This is a genomic window from Leptospira weilii (assembly GCF_006874765.1).
Classification (GTDB): domain Bacteria; phylum Spirochaetota; class Leptospiria; order Leptospirales; family Leptospiraceae; genus Leptospira; species Leptospira weilii.
Map to the genome: position 1 here is coordinate 2,874,438 of NZ_CP040840.1, position 19,262 is coordinate 2,893,699.

At 35.4% G+C, this 19,262-nt stretch carries 15 protein-coding genes and 1 pseudogene; all 16 read right to left on the bottom strand.

The features are described 5' to 3' along the window. Positions 1-11: 11 nt before the first annotated feature. Positions 12-956: an aldo/keto reductase gene (locus FHG67_RS13940; RefSeq protein WP_142499828.1), complete on the bottom strand. Its 945-nt coding sequence runs from the start codon at positions 954-956 to the stop codon at positions 12-14. Beyond that, complete coding sequence (locus FHG67_RS13945; protein ID WP_061230958.1) at positions 946-1,713, bottom strand: SDR family oxidoreductase; 768 nt, start codon at positions 1,711-1,713, stop codon at positions 946-948. Before FHG67_RS13945 ends, FHG67_RS13940 begins: the two co-directional genes overlap by 11 nt. Beyond that, positions 1,710-3,065: a glycosyltransferase family protein gene (locus FHG67_RS13950; protein WP_172616535.1), complete on the bottom strand. Its 1,356-nt coding sequence runs from the start codon at positions 3,063-3,065 to the stop codon at positions 1,710-1,712. The genes FHG67_RS13945 and FHG67_RS13950 overlap by 4 nt, the downstream gene beginning before the upstream one ends. After that, complete coding sequence (locus tag FHG67_RS13955; protein WP_004498779.1) at positions 3,065-3,793, bottom strand: cytidylyltransferase domain-containing protein; 729 nt, start codon at positions 3,791-3,793, stop codon at positions 3,065-3,067. The genes FHG67_RS13950 and FHG67_RS13955 overlap by 1 nt, the downstream gene beginning before the upstream one ends. After that, positions 3,790-5,217, bottom strand: coding sequence for a DUF4910 domain-containing protein (locus FHG67_RS13960; RefSeq protein WP_004498749.1), 1,428 nt, complete (start codon positions 5,215-5,217; stop codon positions 3,790-3,792). The genes FHG67_RS13955 and FHG67_RS13960 overlap by 4 nt, the downstream gene beginning before the upstream one ends. Positions 5,218-5,444: 227 nt before the next feature. Then, positions 5,445-5,750 carry a transposase gene (locus tag FHG67_RS13965; protein WP_338034411.1) on the bottom strand — a complete coding sequence of 102 codons (306 nt, stop codon included), beginning with the start codon at positions 5,748-5,750 and terminating at the stop codon, positions 5,445-5,447. 198 nt (positions 5,751-5,948) lie between these two features. Continuing rightward, positions 5,949-6,644 carry an LbetaH domain-containing protein gene (locus FHG67_RS13970; protein ID WP_004498739.1) on the bottom strand — a complete coding sequence of 232 codons (696 nt, stop codon included), beginning with the start codon at positions 6,642-6,644 and terminating at the stop codon, positions 5,949-5,951. After that, on the bottom strand, positions 6,641-7,249 hold the full coding sequence (locus tag FHG67_RS13975) for a class I SAM-dependent methyltransferase (protein WP_004498694.1): 609 nt from the start codon (positions 7,247-7,249) through the stop codon (positions 6,641-6,643). Before FHG67_RS13975 ends, FHG67_RS13970 begins: the two co-directional genes overlap by 4 nt. 962 nt (positions 7,250-8,211) lie before the next feature. After that, complete coding sequence (locus FHG67_RS13980; protein WP_004498715.1) at positions 8,212-9,723, bottom strand: hypothetical protein; 1,512 nt, start codon at positions 9,721-9,723, stop codon at positions 8,212-8,214. 67 nt (positions 9,724-9,790) lie between these two features. After that, a pseudogene (locus tag FHG67_RS13985) lies at positions 9,791-11,024 on the bottom strand (ISL3 family transposase). 172 nt (positions 11,025-11,196) lie between these two features. Continuing rightward, positions 11,197-12,963, bottom strand: coding sequence for a carbamoyltransferase C-terminal domain-containing protein (locus tag FHG67_RS13990; RefSeq protein ID WP_142499829.1), 1,767 nt, complete (start codon positions 12,961-12,963; stop codon positions 11,197-11,199). 37 nt (positions 12,964-13,000) lie between these two features. Then, entirely contained in the window at positions 13,001-13,549 is a 549-nt protein-coding gene (locus FHG67_RS13995; RefSeq protein ID WP_004500976.1) for a GNAT family N-acetyltransferase, read from the bottom strand. Positions 13,550-13,568: 19 nt separating this feature from the next. Further along, positions 13,569-14,606: a hypothetical protein gene (locus FHG67_RS14000; protein WP_004494868.1), complete on the bottom strand. Its 1,038-nt coding sequence runs from the start codon at positions 14,604-14,606 to the stop codon at positions 13,569-13,571. Further along, a complete protein-coding gene (locus FHG67_RS14005; RefSeq protein ID WP_004498728.1) occupies positions 14,603-15,856 on the bottom strand; it encodes a DegT/DnrJ/EryC1/StrS family aminotransferase in 1,254 nt (417 codons plus the stop codon). The genes FHG67_RS14000 and FHG67_RS14005 overlap by 4 nt, the downstream gene beginning before the upstream one ends. Beyond that, a complete protein-coding gene (locus FHG67_RS14010; protein ID WP_004498774.1) occupies positions 15,844-17,562 on the bottom strand; it encodes a cytidylyltransferase domain-containing protein in 1,719 nt (572 codons plus the stop codon). Before FHG67_RS14010 ends, FHG67_RS14005 begins: the two co-directional genes overlap by 13 nt. Then, on the bottom strand, positions 17,510-19,261 hold the full coding sequence (locus FHG67_RS14015) for a carbamoyltransferase family protein (RefSeq protein ID WP_004498702.1): 1,752 nt from the start codon (positions 19,259-19,261) through the stop codon (positions 17,510-17,512). The genes FHG67_RS14010 and FHG67_RS14015 overlap by 53 nt, the downstream gene beginning before the upstream one ends. Between the last annotated feature and the right edge of the window lies 1 nt (position 19,262).

Sequence of the window (19,262 nt, forward strand, 5' to 3'; positions counted from 1 at the left end):
TAAAATTTTCCTTAACTAAAAATCTGACCCACTTGCTGATACGTCCCTAACTCAAAAACGATCTCAAGACTCTTCATCTGCTCTTCTAATTGATCTTGCGTTCTAGCGCCTAAGACAACAGACGTTACTGAATCTAAACCTAAAACCCAAGCGATAGAAACGGCTGATGTAGAATGTCCTAGTTTTTTTGCAAGTCGAGAAAGCCTATCTACTTTCTCAACATTTTCCTTCAACCTTTCACCTGAAAAGTCTTCATTCCCCGAACGGTTGTCGTCAGAAGAAAATTGACTATCAAATTTAAATTTTCCCGTAAGGAGTCCTTTTGACAAAGGACTATAAGCCAAAAATCCTAAATTATTTTCTTTTGCAAATTTTAGATTCGCAGATTCGGCATCTCTGTGAATTAAGCTGAGCTCGTCCTGTAAACAGGAAACATTTATCATCGAATTAAACTGTGCAACGGTTTCTTTTGGAAAATTAGAAAGGCCGATATAGCGAATTTTACCTTGAGCTTTTAATAGTTGCAACGCTTCTATCGTCTCTTCTATATTTGTAATTAGGTCTGGCTCATGTAAGTAATATAAATCAATCTTGTCTAATTTAAGCCTTTGTAAACTTCTTTCTGCCGCCTCGATAAGATGCCTTTTAGATAGATCGATCCTTCTTGTACCATCAGGATTCCAAACAACCCCTACCTTTGTCCCAATCACTAAATGCTCTTTCCTATTTTTCGTCAATCGAGAGACAAATTCCTCTGACCGCCCCTTTCCATAGGCGTCAGCCGTATCGATAAAATTAATTCCAAGATCGAGGGCGGATAAAAAAGTTTTTTCACTTTCCAGATTGTCTACATAACCCCAACGAAGACCTCCAAATAGCCAGGTCCCTATACTCAATCGAGAAACTTTGAGATCGGTTTTGGGAAGAATAATATAATCCTTCTCCTCAATCCCCAATTGTAAACCCCCCGTCGATGAGAAGGTTCTGCCCTGTTACATATTCCGATAAAGAAGAGGTTAAAAAGAAAACACCGCCGACTAGATCAGTTGGATTGCCCATTCTACCAAGAGGAGTTTTATAGATATAATTTTGAATAAAATCAGAACTCTGATTTGCAAAAATTCCCCCAGGGCTAATGCAATTGACTCTGATCCCATAAGGAGCGGCATACCTTGCCAGGTATTTCGTAAAATGTATAATCCCAGCTTTTGTCATTGCATACACTTCAGGACTATTTCTTCCGGAGTCTCCGTAGATTCTCATATCTGCAATCGAAACACCATAGATTGATCCGAAATTCAAAATGATTCCTTTCTTCCCTTTTTCTTTCCAAAGACGGAAAGCATATTGAGAGAGTAAAAAAGTCCCGTTCAAATTTACATGCACCACTTCGTTAAATTCTTCGTCTGTTCTATCCTCAAAAGGAGTAAATACAGAAATCCCGGCACAATTAATTAAGATGTCCGGAATTTTATTTTGATTCACTAGGGATAAAAAAATCTCCTTTATTTCTTTACGATTCGTTATATCTGCCTTGATCCATTCGAACCGATTTGATTTATAATTTATTGAAGGCTGTTCTGGATCCAAGCAGATCACATGAGCAGATACGTTCAAGTATGACTCGACCAGTTCCGACCCTATCTGTCCATTTCCACCCGTAATTAAAACAAGTTTATCTTGAAATTCATCAGAGAAATTTTTCAAAATCATGATTTCGTAATTCCTTCTAATGTATTGAAATGTTCCTCTGCATACATTCTATCTTTTTTGTCCCAGGGCATTAAATGGTAATCATTTAAAGTTTTAAACATTTTCGGTTTCAGGTGTTGCAACACATTGTAGCAAGATCTAGCATAATCTTTAAATCTAGAGAGATTAAAAGATTGATTATTTTTTTTCTTATCTCGAATCAAAGCATCGATTCGTTTTGCCAATATCCAGGAGGAAGGTTCTTCTTTCGGATAGCCATAATAGTCAGAAAGTAGTTTTTTTAATTTAGCCGAACTATTAGGAGAAGCTTTTAAGGGGAGTTTACCCTGATATGCCTTTTTTGCAAGTTCAACGAGCTCTTCAATCGACTTAGGTTTATACGTATAATTGTATAACTCACCGCGAACATCCGCCAGCTCTTTTCTAGGCTGGTGAAATTCTAATCGATCTTCAATGATACCTTGGACACAAATATAAGGAACCCCGCTGATTATCGACTCTATCACGGAACTAGAATAACAAAACACATTTCCATTCTTACCTTGAAGCCATTTTGCAAATGGAGTATCTTTATCTAATTCTAAATAAGGCTTATACTTATTTTTAAAATACTTAATATCATTAAAATTCTCTAAAGTATAAGATCTCAAATATACAGGTAATTTTAAATCAAAACACCATATATCCAAAAATTCCAGATACAATCTCGCAAAAGCCGCCGAAGTCCAAAGAATGTCTTCATAGCCTCCCTTTTTTCCGTAAATAATTCCCCCTAAACCTCGACCTTGGTCCAATAATTGAAATACATTTCTATTGTCAAAAGTCGTAATTCCAGTAAAAGAACTCATCATTCCCAATCCTTGAGATTCCTTCTGATCTTTATTAAGATAAAAGTCATAACGAGGACAACCAATTGATTCCACATCTTCTGATTTATAAAGTTTTGCCTCTGTAATCCAATCCTTTAATAACGTCCCCCAAGTGAAAACTTTACTGATATTTTTACTATAAAAATCACCAATGGAAGCCCCACCCCCTCGCATATGATCAATCATTGCATGCTTAAGCATGCCGGAACTTTCCGGGTGAAGGAGTACAAACGTAGTGTATTTTATAGCTTCCTCCATTTCCTTTGGATTTAAAAGACTGTTCGGATGGGTCAAAAGTACCAATTCAGGTCTAAATATATAATACAGCGACCTTGAGGTCAATCGACTACCTAAAATCACATTATATCCTAATTTTCTAAGATAAAACGCAATTAAAAAGCTCGAACTGGAATCTCTTCTTTTATGATCGCAATGGATCAAAATCGTCTTAGACGAGAATGAATTGAAAACTAAATTATGCATCATTCTGTATATGCCCTATGGTGAACGGTTTGGTTTTTAATGATAGATGGATTTTGTTCAATCATTCGAATCAAATCATTGTAACTAAATTCTTTAGATGAAAAATATGATATACAGAATTTTAAGGTTTCATAGTCTTCTACCGTATCGATAGTCAAACGATACTTCGAATCGTCCCTTTCATTTGGATATTCAAAAAACTTAAATTCTCCGGCATTCTCCTCGATATAGGGAACGATGTGCTCTCTTTCATAAGGAAGATGACAAATCAAATCTAATTTTTCTAATAAAGATAATGTAAAAATTTCAACATCCATCCCTCGAGCAAAAGTCCGTTGAAAACAATTTGTTAAAAACTCAACCCGCCCTTCATTATATAAAAATAAACTGACCATTGAATCCACGATTTTTGAGTCGATTAGAGGGCAGTCTCCTGTCAATCGAACAATAATATCCAGATTGTGTCGTTTGGCTGCCTTCAAATACCTTTGAATCAAATCATTCGAAGATCCACGAAAAACGCTCACTCCATTTTTCTTGGCTATCTCTTCGGTTTTATCATCTATGTTTTCTTCTGTAGTAAGAACGACAACATTCTCCTGAAATTTAGAAAACTTAAGACGTTCTAACATAAAACCCAGGATCGTTGTATCGCCAAATGGAAGTGCGATTTTGCCTGGAAGCCTCGTAGACCCCATTCTTGCTTGAATTAAAATACCTACTTTCAATGCAGTTTTTTTAAATATTTGTAATTTTTCAGAAGATCTAAGAAAAAAGTTAACCCATCTAATAAAGCGTTATTACTTTTATAGTGGTAATCCACTAACCATGAAATTTCATCTATTTCATAACCTAAAGTCAGATAATTTATAGATAACTCACATTTAGCAAAGTATAACGGGTCGATGAATTGAAAATTTAAAAGCCGATTTTTTTCCTCGTCAGAAATAATGGTAAATAATTGATTTCGGTAAAGTGGTCCTAAATACGTTTTTTCAAATTTAGGTGTACCGCCAATTGATTTTTCTTGAAGCGAAATCCCAAAGCTTCTCAAATACAATTGATCCATCAATTGAAAGAGTTGAGTTCTTTCTTTCGAATTTTGAATTTCAGCCTTTCTTTCAAAAAGATTCAAAAAATGGCAAATCATAAAACTATCTTTTTTTAGATGTGGCTTTTCAGAAGATTGAATTTTTTCATTCAAATAGCGAACCAAATCCTTTTGAATGGAAGCAAAATTCAAAAGTACGGATCGTTCTTTGTCTTGATTTAGAGACTTCGCAAAATCGGGAATAGCATGAATCACAGTGGAAAAAAATAAATTTAAAGTATCTTTCGAAATTTTGTCCGGAGTATCTTCCGGTCTATGATAAAAACGATCCGGGTAAGTATTCAAACACGTCGATGGGATTGCGACCGTCGAGTCGTTTAAAATATAATGATCACTTCCACCTGTATAAAAGACTTTTTGAGTTCTCGCCCATAGTATTGGCTCCCCAACCATTCTATAACTTCCAGTGTGCGCAAGCCTTTGCATATGATCATATAAAAATAAATCCAAGTTACTTGTTAGGTGATGCGGAATTTCATCCACAATCATAGTGGATCCTGCCAAATTTTGGTCTCCTCCAACCATATCCAAAGAAATACCGGCAATACAATTCTTTCTTGACTCTAAAAACTTTGAAAAATAAGCAACGGTTCCCCAATATTCAACGGTAAAAAGAAATCGAAGGGAAAGTTCTGGTTTATTTTCAGCAAAGTATCGAATCAATTCGATCAACATCCCAGGTCCAGAAGCATTATCATTGGCGGAAGGTTTAGGATGGCATAAATGGGTAATAAAGAAAATTTCCTTTTCGCTTTCTCCCGAAACAACAACTTCCAGCAATTTTAAATTTCTATTCCTATTAAATTTAACCTGGGTATTTTTTCGACCATCCTTCCAATGAGACGTACCGAGTGGAAGACTCCAATTCCAGTAAGTCGCCTCTCCAGGAAAATCAAGAATTTTATACTGGCAATCTAAAGATCTTATTTGTGTAAGAACATAATCTAATGATAAATCGTATTCTTCAGATCCAGGTAGTCTATCAAATTCACAAAGTGCTACTATGTGTTCATATATTTTATCTATAGATTGAAAATTCATTTTAATTAGATATCTTTTTAGGATTAGACAAATTATTTTGAAAAAATCATTATTTTGTCATACATTTTTACTTACTTTAGAGAATGAATCAAAAGTAATTCATGCAGTTTAATTCTGTTATGCTATGAATTAGCAAATCTTTGAGGTAGGCCAGAAATATTTCATAATTTCAATTTTCTCATAGATCAAAGAACTAAAACTATTCAAAATTGGCTCCTTGAGGAAAATCATGGGTAAAATGCCAGATCGCCCAAATAAAAGAGAATAGAGATGCGAAAGAATTGGAAGTTTTTAAAACCTCTTGTGTTAGATTTGATTTTTTGAATTCCAGAATTAGTATTTTCTGAACCAACGTTGGTAATTCGATAAGAAAAGTAGATAAGAATAAACTTTAAATTTTCCTTAATCATTTTTGCAACTCTGATGATTGGTTTTAACTTAGAATGAGTAGCTAAAGAAATACTAATGTTTGAAAAACTTTTCAGCGTTGCCCTGTAATGGAAAGACCAGAATTTCTTAAAGGCTTCTTTGATCTACCTTCTTTTTTCGCCGTGATTTGTAGAATAGTTCTTCCTCATGAACTTCCCTTAAGAGCCTCAAAATTTTAGTAAAAAAATATCCACTTTATTTTAGAAAATAATAAAGTTCATAAAAAATTTAAAATTTCTAATGCATTAAAAATAAAAAATTAAAGAAACAACAACCAGAGCCAATGAAAACTTTTATTAAGTTTAAAATTCTCCAGAAATTGAAGCTTTAACATGCGATTTAAACGGACTTTGCTGATAAAAATAGTCAATTGGCTTATTTTTAAATATAAGATTAGGTGAAATCCCAAATACAATAGAATTATCAGGAACTTCTTGATCCTTAACTATTGAACCAGAGGAAATAATCACGTTGTTACCAATTTTGGATGAACCAATTACACTTGAATTCGCACACAACCAAACAAAATCTCCAATGACAGGATTTTTTCCTCCATTCTCTCCAACATTGCAGTTTTGTTGAAAAATAAAGTAATTACCAAATAAAGCTCGTCCAATTACACTACCAACAGGGTGAATACAAGCAAAAACTTGAGGAAGTTCAACTTTATAAAAAAGATCAAATGAATTTAACATTTTATTTAAACAATAAACTTTGTCAGCAAGAACAGTATTATTATATTCCTTCCATAATGTTTGCCCAAGAAAATAAAGAAATGTCGCATACTGATCTGAATGAAAAGGACTAAATATTAAGTCTCCTGACTCAGTCCAATAATACTTTTTTACATTTTCCTTAAAACATAACTCAGATCTCGTTAAGGCAGGGACCAAAGCTTGTTTTAAAATATCTTCTTCTAAAATATCACAAAGAAAATTGTTAGAAATCTGACTGATTAAAAGTTTCAGTAATGTATTTTCACCAATAGATATAATCATTTTTCAAAAATTGCAACAGTACGCTTTCTTCCTGCTAAAATTTCTATTGAAATATTAGTTCGAGAAAATAAAGACTTTGATCCAAGTTTTTCAAATTCTTCCGGAGTAAACGGAAAATATTCATAGCTAACTGCGTCAGTGGAAATCTCTTGTACACTTCCTGCTTCTTCATGGAGAGCACATTCAATCAAGGCCTTTCCATTAGGTTTAAGTATTCTATGCATTTCATTCAAAGAACTTATCTGATCTTCAAAAGTAACCATAAAATTAAAGCTGGACCAAACACAGAAACTAAAATGAAAACTTTCTTTTGAAAATGGTAAATTCTTCATGCTACCAACTACAAATGGATCAGACTTGATGCCGCTTTTAGCACATAGAATACGACCATAATCAATAACAATTTCTGAAATATCGATTCCTAAAACTGTATAACCAGCTTGAATTAACGGTATCGTTAAGCGCCCATGACCACAACAAATATCAAGAAGTTCATCTCCTTCGTGAATATAGTTCGCAATTAGAGATAATAAATCTCTTGTATGATCCGGATTTGGTTTGAGCCATTGTCCACCAAAATGTTCAAAGCATTTTTTAACAGCCATTTCATTATCCATCATTGTTACCCTATAATTTATGATTATATATTATTTTATACTAAAAATCACCAAGGTATTATAATAGAGTTGTAGCTGAATTAAATTTTGATGGTTCAGAACGAAAGATGAAAATTCCACAGTCTACATGAGACACGAAAAACAGAATCTGCGAAATTACCCTTAATCCCTCAAAATACAACATCCTATGTGATTCTTATATCGTTACACTTCAGCGAAAACATTTTCAATTTTGACTCGTTTTCTGCTGATTCTATAGTTCCTAAATTTTCAAATAATATTCGGTAGGATTCGTTAACCTTCTGCTCCAAAAAAGAGTGTTACCGTGTGTCTTGCCTGCTACCGTTTCCATTACATATAGAATTTTCTTTTTCCGATCAGTTATTACCAGGTTCTTAACCCTGTGCATCTTTTCTTGCCGAATAAAATTCTTTTTGCTTTTCGCGGCTTTGAGACCTTCTGCGACGGTGTTCGGTTCCGTCTCCGATCACCATTAGACCAAGAAAGGCTTTCATAAATTTACTCTTGCTTTTCTCTTAAAGGATTATTTTGAAAGGGTCCCTACACGTCTCAATGTTTCCATAAGAATCTCGATCAGAGCCTGGACCTGACAAGCACGCAAGGGAGCGATCCATTCAAAAGTTGGATCCTAGAACACCGAATGTCGGGGGCTTTTCAGATAAGAAAGTATGAAAAATAACTTCTCGCGAGCGGTGGGAATCGATGATTTTCCATCTGCTGCCTCCCCACGGGTTTCTTGCTTTATTCACTTGTTTATTACTCCACAGTAAAAGCTCAGAAGCTTTTGAAATTCTCTTGCCCTCATTCCCATATTCGCGCTACAGTTTCGCGGATCACGCAATATCTTCTCTATATTTATGATATCAATCAATATTTCTACAAAAGGAGTACAAGGATTTTTAATTCTGCTACAATTCTAATATTAAAGACTAGAAACCGTGTTCACCAGAACAATTCCCTGTTTTCTGATTTAACGTAACCGAATAAGCATAGTATACAGGTTTCGGGGTCGTTATAACCCACCAAATATAAGATGGTACTTCATCAGATAAACTACCAATTTCATTTGCAAGTTCCTCTTTAATCGATATTCGGACCGCCACGCCATAAGAAATTCTCCATGTTCGACGCGCGATTTCTCCAGTTATATCATAAAAAGTAACTTCTATTAAATCATTGTCTTTAGGGCTTTCAGGCATACCACGATGTATAATACCTAACCATGAATCATAATGAGAACCAATAACCGATTGACCCCATGTAAGTCCATTTCTTCCTGTCGGAACAAATTCTTCAGAATTAACAAGAATTACATTAATAGAAGAAGGAAGGTTACTTTTGCCATAAATTAATTGCTGGCTAATACGAGTTGGAATACGACCTGTATCAGAATAGGCTTTTACTGCAAAAGATCCTATTTCTCTAACAGAAAAACCTAACACTTCTGCAAGTGATGTCACCGAAACATCAATCAACTCTGTTCCTGGAGATGTCAAAGTTCCCACTTCTATTTCGCGTTGTTTTAAGCCATCGACTGACACTACTAATATAGAGATTCTTAAAGTAGATGGAGATGCAATTGGATAAAGACAAACTCGATTTTCTAATTCTTGAAAAAAAGGAAAAAATCGTAAAGAAAGATTGTTATCCCAATATTCATGTGTTTCAGAAGAATCATAGTAACTATGATTAGCACTAAAAGTATCGCTATCACTCATGCATTTTCCAACCATTAATCGTCCATAAAAAAACACTTGAGAAGGTTGTTGAATTTTAAGAACTCCCTTTATATCAGCTGGAAGATTTGGAAAAATCTCACGAATAACTATTTTTTGATTACCAAAGCGTTTTATTTTCAATGGATAAGTAGTTGAATAAACATCAGTAGCAGTAAGTATTTGAAAAACAAGCTCACCTTCACACTCAAATTGACCTGCCGTAAATATAACAAATGTTGAGCTATTTTTATTTAAATCCAAGTCGATTGAAGCCTCGCGAACAGGAACCTTATTAACCACATCTTCTTCAAAGATATCATTTAAAATACGATTATACGCATGGACCTGATTTAGAAAACCGGGTCCCCTATGCATAATCATAACGGCGGGAAAAGGGATAAATAGATTTGCACTAGAGAAAAATTCTACTAGATAAGTAGATACAGAAATATTTACCATTCCAGATAGGGTAAACGTATAAACGCGAGGCTCATCGATTTGATACTGTCTTGATTCAATTCGACGCCCTTCAAGATCAATTGCCGTAATTCGGCATGCTACATACCTGTTGTTACGTTTTATTAAAAAATGATTTAAAAAAGAAATTTCTGCTATAGACCCTGGAATTTCAGGAACCAATAATGAGGAGCGATGGACGCTATTTAGAGTCGGTTCCAAATGATAGCTTCTTCTTGTTTCTTCAACTTCCTTTCTTAGTTTCATTTCAATTTTGCTCCTTATTAGATAGAATTTATTTTACTACTTGCACAATGTGGCTCTTCCGGAAAAATCATGGATAAACGTCCAAACCACCTAAATGAAAGAGAATAGCGACACGGAAGAAATCGAAATTTCTGAATCCTCTTGCGTTAGATTTAATTTTCTGAATACTTGAATTAATACTTTCCGAACCGGCGTTTGTGATCCGATGAGCAAAGTAGGTGAGGATAAATTTTAGATTTTTATTAAGCATCTTAGCGACTTTAATAATAGGTTTAAGTTTAGAATGAGTAGCCCAAAAATACCAACGTTTGAAAAACTTTTTCGCGTTACCCTTATAGCGGAAAGACCAAAATAAACGAAAGACCTCTTTTCTCTGCCATCCTTTCCCGACTTTATACAGATTTACTTTAAGAGAATTGAAAGCTTCCTTTTGCTTATCAGAATGATTTTCCTGATTGGTAAGCCAGAGAAATTTAGTTCCGGAAAGAGTTTCATTGTTTACTCTACGCAGTCTGCGATTCTCATCTTTCCAAATATTAGCCACCGCCTCATTCAGATATTGTGAAATATGAAACTTATCGTGGACTATATCGGCATCCGGCAGATTCTTTTCGATGGCTGTTTTAAAAACAGGATCCATGTCGACAGCGACAGCCTCGCAGGAACGTTTCACCTTTTTGCTTAAAGACGAAAGTAGTTGAGTGACAGCTTCTTTAGATTTTCCTTCTTTAACTTCAATGACCGTTTGGCGCTGTAAATCGTTGAGAACCGTGATGTATTTGCGGCCTCTTCGAAAACTCTTCTCATCAATTCCGAGATACTTTATTTTGTGATCCTTTCTACGGCGAAGACCGCGCTCCACCGCTTTTTTCCGAATCAAGTGGATTTCATCCCAACTCAAGTTCAAAAGCGCTGCGGCATCCGATACGTTCCCGCAAGCTTTGATTACATCGATTGCGAATTTTACAAACAACAACGTAAACCGGGAATACGGTTCTCTCCAAGGTAACTTTACGTTTCTTATACCGTGCTCTTTGCACTCCGCACGTGGAATTCGGGCATGAATCAATGTCTGGAATTGCATCGTATCCAAATGGCGCCAGGTTCTTTTTTCAGTATGATCTTTGCGTGGACATTTTTTTCCACAATCCGGACACTCTACCGCTTCCTTCTCATCGTAATGAGACTTCGATACCTACCTTCTTTGCTGATACATTTAATTCAACGGTTTCAACAGACCAAGGAGATGAGATGCCTAATAGTAGAGAGTAATGTATTTCTAAATTTTCGTTTGGGTTCATTAGAAATAGTATTCATTGGTTATGTTATGATTTTTCAATGACGAAATTTGGCGGAGACTCATTTGACACCTCTTCTCACCGTCATTTATGGAGTAGTTTTTACCCACGAAATTCTCGGAGGGCTACAAAAAATGTATACATGCATTGAAAGCTTTAACTTTAAAACGAAATTTTACAGTCTTATAACTAAGAGATCATCAAATATTACTCCATCAAGTTCTGACCTCTCCAACGTATGAAGAGCATCCTCCGGAGAACATACGATCGGCTCCCCATGTAGATTAAAAGAAGTATTCAAAAGTGCTCCGACCCCAGTATATTTTTCAAAAGCTTTGATTAAAGCGTAATATTCAGGGTTTCTTTCTTCTTTTAAAATTTGAGGGCGAACTGTAAAGTCTGCAGGATGAATTGCAGCCGCCAAATGCTTACGAGCCAATTCTGTAGAATCAAAAGCAACAGTCATGAACGGAGAATCGAAGGGAGAAATTAAATAATCCCCTGCCCTATAATCCAATAAAGATGGAGTAAATGGCATCCAAAAATCCCGACCTTTAATTTTTTGATTGATCTTTCGTAAATTATCATAATTCGAAGGATTAGCAAGAATCGAGCGATTTCCAAGCGCCCTTTGTCCGAACTCCATCCTCCCTGCGCATCGAGCTAAAATTTTATCTTCAGCCAAAAGTTTCGCTACCTCATCGACATGATAAGATTCTATAATTTTAAATTTTTCCTTTGTCTTCCGCTTTGCAATTGAATACTCAACTGCTGTTTTATCATATGACGGCCCTAAATATATGTTCGTAAGAGAATCTGGATTTTTTAATTTATTAAGGTCTTTATAATATTTGTAACAAGCTCCAATACATAAGGACCCATCGCCTGAAATAGGATTTACAAATACGCTCTCTACCTCAGGTAAATCCTTCAAAGCTTTCATTGCTTTAATATTTTGAGCGACTCCTCCACTAAAAACAATATCTCTAATTCCGGTTTCTTTAATATGGTATAAAACCCAAGCACTCAGCCTATCTTCCAGATATCGCTGCAATGCACCTGCAATACCATCAAATCGAAGGCCCTGAAAAGCTTCTATAAAATGAAAATAGCTATCAGGAATTTTACGTCCCTTTACTAAATTTCCATTTTTTACATCCAACAAACCTTCAAACACAGGTAAAACTTTTTGAATTTCATACTCGGATGCGTAAGGGGCTAAACCCATTACTTTATATTCGTGCTGATTAGGTTTCATACCTAAAATTAAAGTAATATATCGATAATAATGTGCCAGATGATTTTCTTTCGTATGCGCAATTTCTACCAATCCATCTGAATCGGCAATACTTACGGTTGAATTCGAATAATCACCTTCCCCTTCACAGGTAAAAACAAGAGCCTTTTTTCGAATATTTGCTCCATAATAACCGTAATAAGAATGACAATGCTCGTGCGTGATAAAATGGATTATCTTTTCCGAAACTCCTAAATCGTTCTTTGCCTTATTAAATCGAACCTTACGAAACTTTTCTTGATCCACTCCATTCGATTCGCTAAAAATACCTTCGTAATTGTAAGAAGTGTCGTGTATATACTTCGGGTTTTCAGCAAATAGCTTAAAATAAGATGGGCTTTCACCTGCAAATTTTTTCTTCCAATATAAATTTTGCTCATCAATCCAATCTTTAATCGAAAATGTAGCTTCTCTCTTAATCCTTATATGAGCCGCAGGACTATCATTTGTTGCAAGAGCCACAGCGTCAAGATCCTGTGGTTGAATTCCCGCAAAATCCAAACAAAAACGAATCGCTTTAGAAGGGTAACCCATATCAGATTTCAATCTAGAAAAACGTTCTTCAGCAGAGGAGGCTATAATCTTTCCGTCAATCATCAAAGCAGCAGCAGCCTCATGTGTATCAGAAATTCCTAATATTTTCATTATATCTATCACCCATTTACTATAATAATTTATTACTCTACAACTTAATCTTTTTAAAAAAATCTTCTGCAAGTACCGCCATCTTGATATCATCATGATAGGCGCCATCGATATAAATTTTTTGGCGACTTACACCTTCGTGTTGAAATTGATTTTTTTCAAACATCTTTACGGCACTAGGATTGAAAGTGCCTATCTCAATTCGATTTAAATTCAAACGGAGAAATCCATACTTAACGATAAGCCCAACCGCCGACGTGCCAAACCCTCTACCCCAGGCGGATTTATCTCCGATTAAAATCCCAAGCTCAGCGCATCGCGCCTGCCAATGAATCGATTTAAGACAAATATTACCAATATGAACTAGATCTTTTTTTCTTCTGATAGAAAATTGCACTTCATCTGAATGATTTGAGATTTCTCTTAAAAATTTTTCTAAAGATTCTTTTGTAATCGGAAAATATCGACGATACGAATATCGATTGACTTCTTCGTCATTTAGCCAATTTAAATAGCTCTCTGAATAATCTTCCACAGTCAGAGGACTAAGAGATACAAGATCCGATTCTAAGAAAACACTTTCCATATTTATTTGGTCTTCATTATCATGAAAACTGAAGCATTGAAGAAATTATTAATACGGAATCCCTATGGCGTAGATAATCTTTATTTAAATAGCTTATATTAGTAGTTAAAATTAAATCCCTTTCTCTTTGAGAAAAGCTCTTCACCCAACCTAAACGTTCACCAATAGATAATTTTCCACCTGCACCGACTGAAAGACTGTATGTAGGCACCTCTAACAAAGAGGATTCAAGTAATAACATGGAATCAATTCCTAAAACGAAAGAAGCAGATTGAACGACTTCGAATCTATCCATCTCTTTCGGAATCGTAGGAATCGATAGAAAATGGTATTTATCTGCATCTTCTCTCGGATGTAACTTAACAAACAATTTGATCTTATTCTCTTCAAGCCAATTCAGATTCGATGTAATAAAGTCAGAAAGGACTTTCCTTTCATCTAACAACGAATCACTATTTTCATCCTGAGAAATCGGCTCTGAAATGAAAACTGCGAACTTCCAACTTGGAGAAATCTCTAACTTATTTAGGATCTTCTTTTTTATTGAATCAGAAATCGGATTTGCACGTATACCGATTTGACCTAAACCAGGATGACCGGAAGTAACTAATCGACTTGGATCAAATCCCAGATCCGTCATTTCATGCCTTGCTAAATCGTCAGGAGTAAAAATTACATCAGGCATTGAATCCAAAGTATTCTCTACTTCTTCATAGCGAGTACGATAATTACACCAATGGTCCACAATTGAATAAGATCGAATTTTATTCTTTCGCGCTTCCCGAACGACCACCTTTTCAAGATTTCCGGATATGCTTGTTCCAGCCAAAATAAATCGATATTGATTCCAATTAAGAATCTGTAGCTCTTCAGAGTTTACAACCTCTGGAAACAGAAATACCTTAGCTCGAGCTTGAAGGTCTTTTTCCAATTCTTCTAAACCACTCGTTATCACAAAGTCTAATTCTAGATCAGAATTTTCGCGTAACAGATGCCTCGCTATTGGAAGAACGACATTCTTTCCTCCGGGATGATTGAATGTAATCAGAGCCTTCAAAAGAATTCTTTTTCTATTTTCTCAAACATAATTGGAAAACATTCCAATACAGAATCATTTAGATCATAAGAACATATTTCGAAAGTAAGACATTCTTGCAGATATAATTTTTCCGCGTTAACGCAACTTCCTTTTTGATAATTATTCTCGTTCTTTTTAGACAATAAGTTAAATGGAAAGTGATCCTTTCCATAACATATCTTGGTTTGATACAAAGATTGCCAATACAACGGCCTATACGAATCAGTAATCGGAAGATTTTCTAAAGCGGTCACTTCTCTCAAAAGATTTAGATCCATTCCATTATTTGACAATTGAAATTGCATCGGATAATCATAATATACGTGGGAACAATTTTTTTCCACAATCGGAGTTCTAATCCATTTAAATCCGGATAAAAGATTGCTTAATTTCGTAGCCTGTTTTTGTTTAATGCCGATCAAAAAATCCATCTTTTTTGTCTGTTCAACGGCAATTGCCGCTTGAAGCTCGGTAAGACGAAAATTCCATCCGATAGTATGGGACAAATCACCAGAAAACCCTTTGACTTCCCCATGATTTCGAATCAGACAAAGCCTTTCTCGTAACTCCTCATCATTAGTAAGGGCAATACCGCCTTCCCCACAATTAATATGTTTATGAAAGTTAAGACTGAAAATACCGATGTCACCGAAGGTTCCAACATTCTTATTATGATATTGCGCTAATGGTGCTTGAGAACAATCTTCAATAATTTTTAAGTTAAATTCATTAGCAATTGCTAAAATTTCGTTCATTCTAGCAGAATGTCCATATAGATGAACGACTACGATTGCTTTTGTTTTTTCGGAAATTCTCTGGCGAACTGAATTTGGATCTAATCCATACGTTTCTTTTTCAACGTCTGCAAATACTGGAATTGCAGAATATGCAAGAGCGCAGGCAGCCGAAGCTGACATAGTTTGTGCGGGTACAATAACCTCATCTCCTACATTTAATCTCAAAGCTCCAATTGCAGCAACCAAACCAGAGGTCGCTGAGTTAAAGGAAATTCCATACTTTGTACCGATTTTCTTTGAGAAAATGGATTCGAACTCTTGAACTTTCTCACCGCCATAAAATCGATGATCACCAGTTGCCACAAAACCCGATAACTTACCAGACTCGAGTACGGCCATAGCCGCATCTTTCTCTTCTTTACCGATTGGATTATAATCGATAAGCTTTCCAGAAAACGCGGGTGATCCACCTTTATAAACTAGTTTTGACATGGAGTCCTCATAATATCGAATAAAATATTCATTGTAGATAAAGTGGCCTTTAAATCCGATTTAAAATAAGATTCATCTCCAGTTCTAATCCCAAGAATCACATCATCAATGACGTTTTTCATACTTTGAAATTGTAGACATTTGATTTCCTCCGCGTTGGAACCAATATATCGGTATCCTTCGATATTCGGATGTTTTACAATCGAAAAGTATTTCATTTTCGAAGTTAACTCATCTATAACAAACTTACCTAAATCTGTATAAATAGAATATTCAAAAATACTAAATTTCTCTTCATCCAAAGCAAAAAAAGAAATTTCAAAACTATCATATACCAAATCAAAATCAAAATTTAAATAACCAAATCCATCAATATGTTCTTTTCTTTTTATTATTTTTTTCGGGTTTCCAAAGAAATATAAGGATAAATCTACAACATGAATCCCGTTATGGAGAAAACCCTTAGCATAAAAAACTACTACTTTCTGAATTTTCTCATGCCTTAATTTTTCTTTAATCGAATTAACTCCTGGCTCCCAACGAAGGATATGATTCACAATGATTTTAGAGTTGGATCTTTTAGAAAGTTCGACAATTTCATTGAGTTCGTTTTCTTTATCGGTGATTGGCTTTTCACACAAAATATAAGGAATATTTTTCTCCATCGCTTTTTTCAGTATTTCAAAATGCGATGCTGTATTTGAACAAATCGACAATAGATCTAGATTTATCTCTGATGTCCAAAATGAATCCAAATCAACAAAAGATATCGGCTCGAAACCCCATTTCATTTTAAAATTTTGAATTTTCGATATATCTGGGTCGGCAATCGCCACAATTTCAACAAACTCATTTTTAAGAAACGCTTTCGTATGACTATTGATCTCAATACCGTCGATACCAGAATCATAGTCACTTGCTATTTTTCCAAGACCGACAAGACCAACACTTAGCTTACGGATATCTTTCTTTTTTCTTTTGATCTCTGAATTGATTGCAGAAACTTCTTTGTACTGATCTAAAAATTGAATTATATCTCTTAGATTAAAATCGTTTTTTTTCGTGTATAAAGAATCAACGATAGAACTCAATGTAGAGTAGTCTTCTTTCGTATCCAAAGTCAGTTGAAGGTCCGGACGATCCCGTTCTCTATCTGCTCGGACATTCAACAATTTATAACGAATCGGCCTTTCTACTATATAAGTAGTTACATGCTCTTTGTCCATCTGCGTAAGATCCTTTTCCAAATATGTTTCTTTTAATAAGGATAAGGAAAAAACAGCAACATCCATTCCAATCGGATAAGTCCGCACTAATTCGTTTGCAACGTAATCGTAACCACCATCTAAATATTTATTCACGCATTCATCAACCAACTCAGGGTCCATCAAGGGACAATCTCCCGTCAATTGAACGATAATATCAGCTTTCCTAGAATCCGCCGCGCCGATCACACGACTCAAAACATCATCTTCACTTCCACGAAAACAATAAATCCCGATCTCCTTAGTCAGACTTTCAATTGCATCATTTTCAATATTAGAAGAGGTCGCAATTACGATTTCATCTATAAACTTCGAACGCTTGAGTCTTTCGACCAAAAATTGAAGAACAGGTTTCCCGCCTAAAGGCAGTAAAACTTTTCCGGGTAATCTAGTGCTTGCTAGCCTGGCCTCTATTGTGGCGATAATCTTCTTGGTTACCATATTTACTCATATCAATATCAGTCTTTTTTACAATATAATCTTCCAATACTAACGCATCAATATTGGTTCCCAAAAAACAACGTACCGCATCTTCAGGATTACACACGATCGGCTCGTCTTTGATATTGAACGATGTATTCATAATTACCGGAACGTTAGTAATCTTATAAAACTCTTCAATAATATTATAATATCTTGGATTAATTTCCTTTTCTACCGTCTGTACCCTTCCCGTTCCGTCCTGATGCACGACTGCAGGAATTTTATCTTTGGCAAACGGTTTTGCTTTGTAAACAAGCAGCATATAGGGAGAGGTATAATCATTTTCAAAATAGTCCTTGCAATGATCTGCTAAAATGGCCGGTGCAAATGGTCGGTAGGCTTCTCTAAACTTTACTTTTTCATTTACAATGTCTTTCATTTCTTCAAACCGGGGATCCGCAATGATACTTCGATTTCCTAAAGCCCTAGGACCAAATTCCATTCGCCCTTGATACAACCCGATCACATTTTTATTTGTCAACATCACTGCGGCTTCTTTAGCGACAGAATCTGATTTATAAATAGGTAAATTATATTTCTTTAAAGCATTAATAATATCTTGCTCTGGATATTTTGGACCTAGATAGGTATCCCTTTCCACAAACACTCTTTTTTGTTTCTTTAGAGTGTTATATACATAAAAAGCCGCGCCGACGGGAAGGCCATTATCCCCACTTGCAGGTTGGATAAAAATATCCTTAAACAAACCTTGTTCAACGATTTTTCCATTTGCAACACTATTCAGCGCCACCCCACCGGCCAAACAAATCGCCTTCATTTTGGTTTTATTATATAGCGATTCAGAAATATGCAATACCGTGTCTTCCAAAACCTTTTGGGCAGCAGCAGCTACATTGATATAACGCGAAGTCATTTCTTCATTTTTGGCACGCCTCGGACCAAAAACTTTATAAAATTTATCGCTTACCCAGGTATCTCTTTTTTTATGATATTCGAAATAAGATAAATCTAATTGAAAGGTTCCATCTTTTTTTAGTTTAACGAGCTTCTTAAAATCATTATAGTATTCCGAAGCATCTCCATATGCTGCAAGCCCCATAACTTTTCCCTCGTCCAATTCTGCCGTATATCCGACAAAATGCGAAATACAAGCATACATTGACCCAAGTGAATTTGGAAAAAGAATATGATCCAATCTTTTGATCGACGTTCCTTTACCGACAGCTTGTACACTAGTCTCATATTCACCCAATCCATCCAATGTCAAGATGGCCGCTTCTTCAAACGGAGAAACAAGAAATGTACTTCCCATATGCGCATCATGATGTTTCAATAATATAATCGGCTTATTCGTTTTTAGTTCTTTTTGAATATTGGATTTCAAAAACATAAACTTTGAAATCATACGCTTCACATACTTAAGTTCCCCCAAAGCCTGAGGAAAAAAGCGCAATTGATGATACAAAAATCTGTGGGTCAACCAAAGATATGGTTGATACGCATAAGTAATATAGTCGACATCTTCAAATTTAATATTCGCTTCTTTTAAACAATACTCTATCGATAGATTAGGGAAAGCGCGAGTGCTTTTTTCTCGATTCAACCGTTCCTCTTCTACCGCCGCAATCAATTTCCCATCGATAACGAGAGCAGCTGACGTATCATGTCCGAATGCATTAATACCTAATATCTTCATT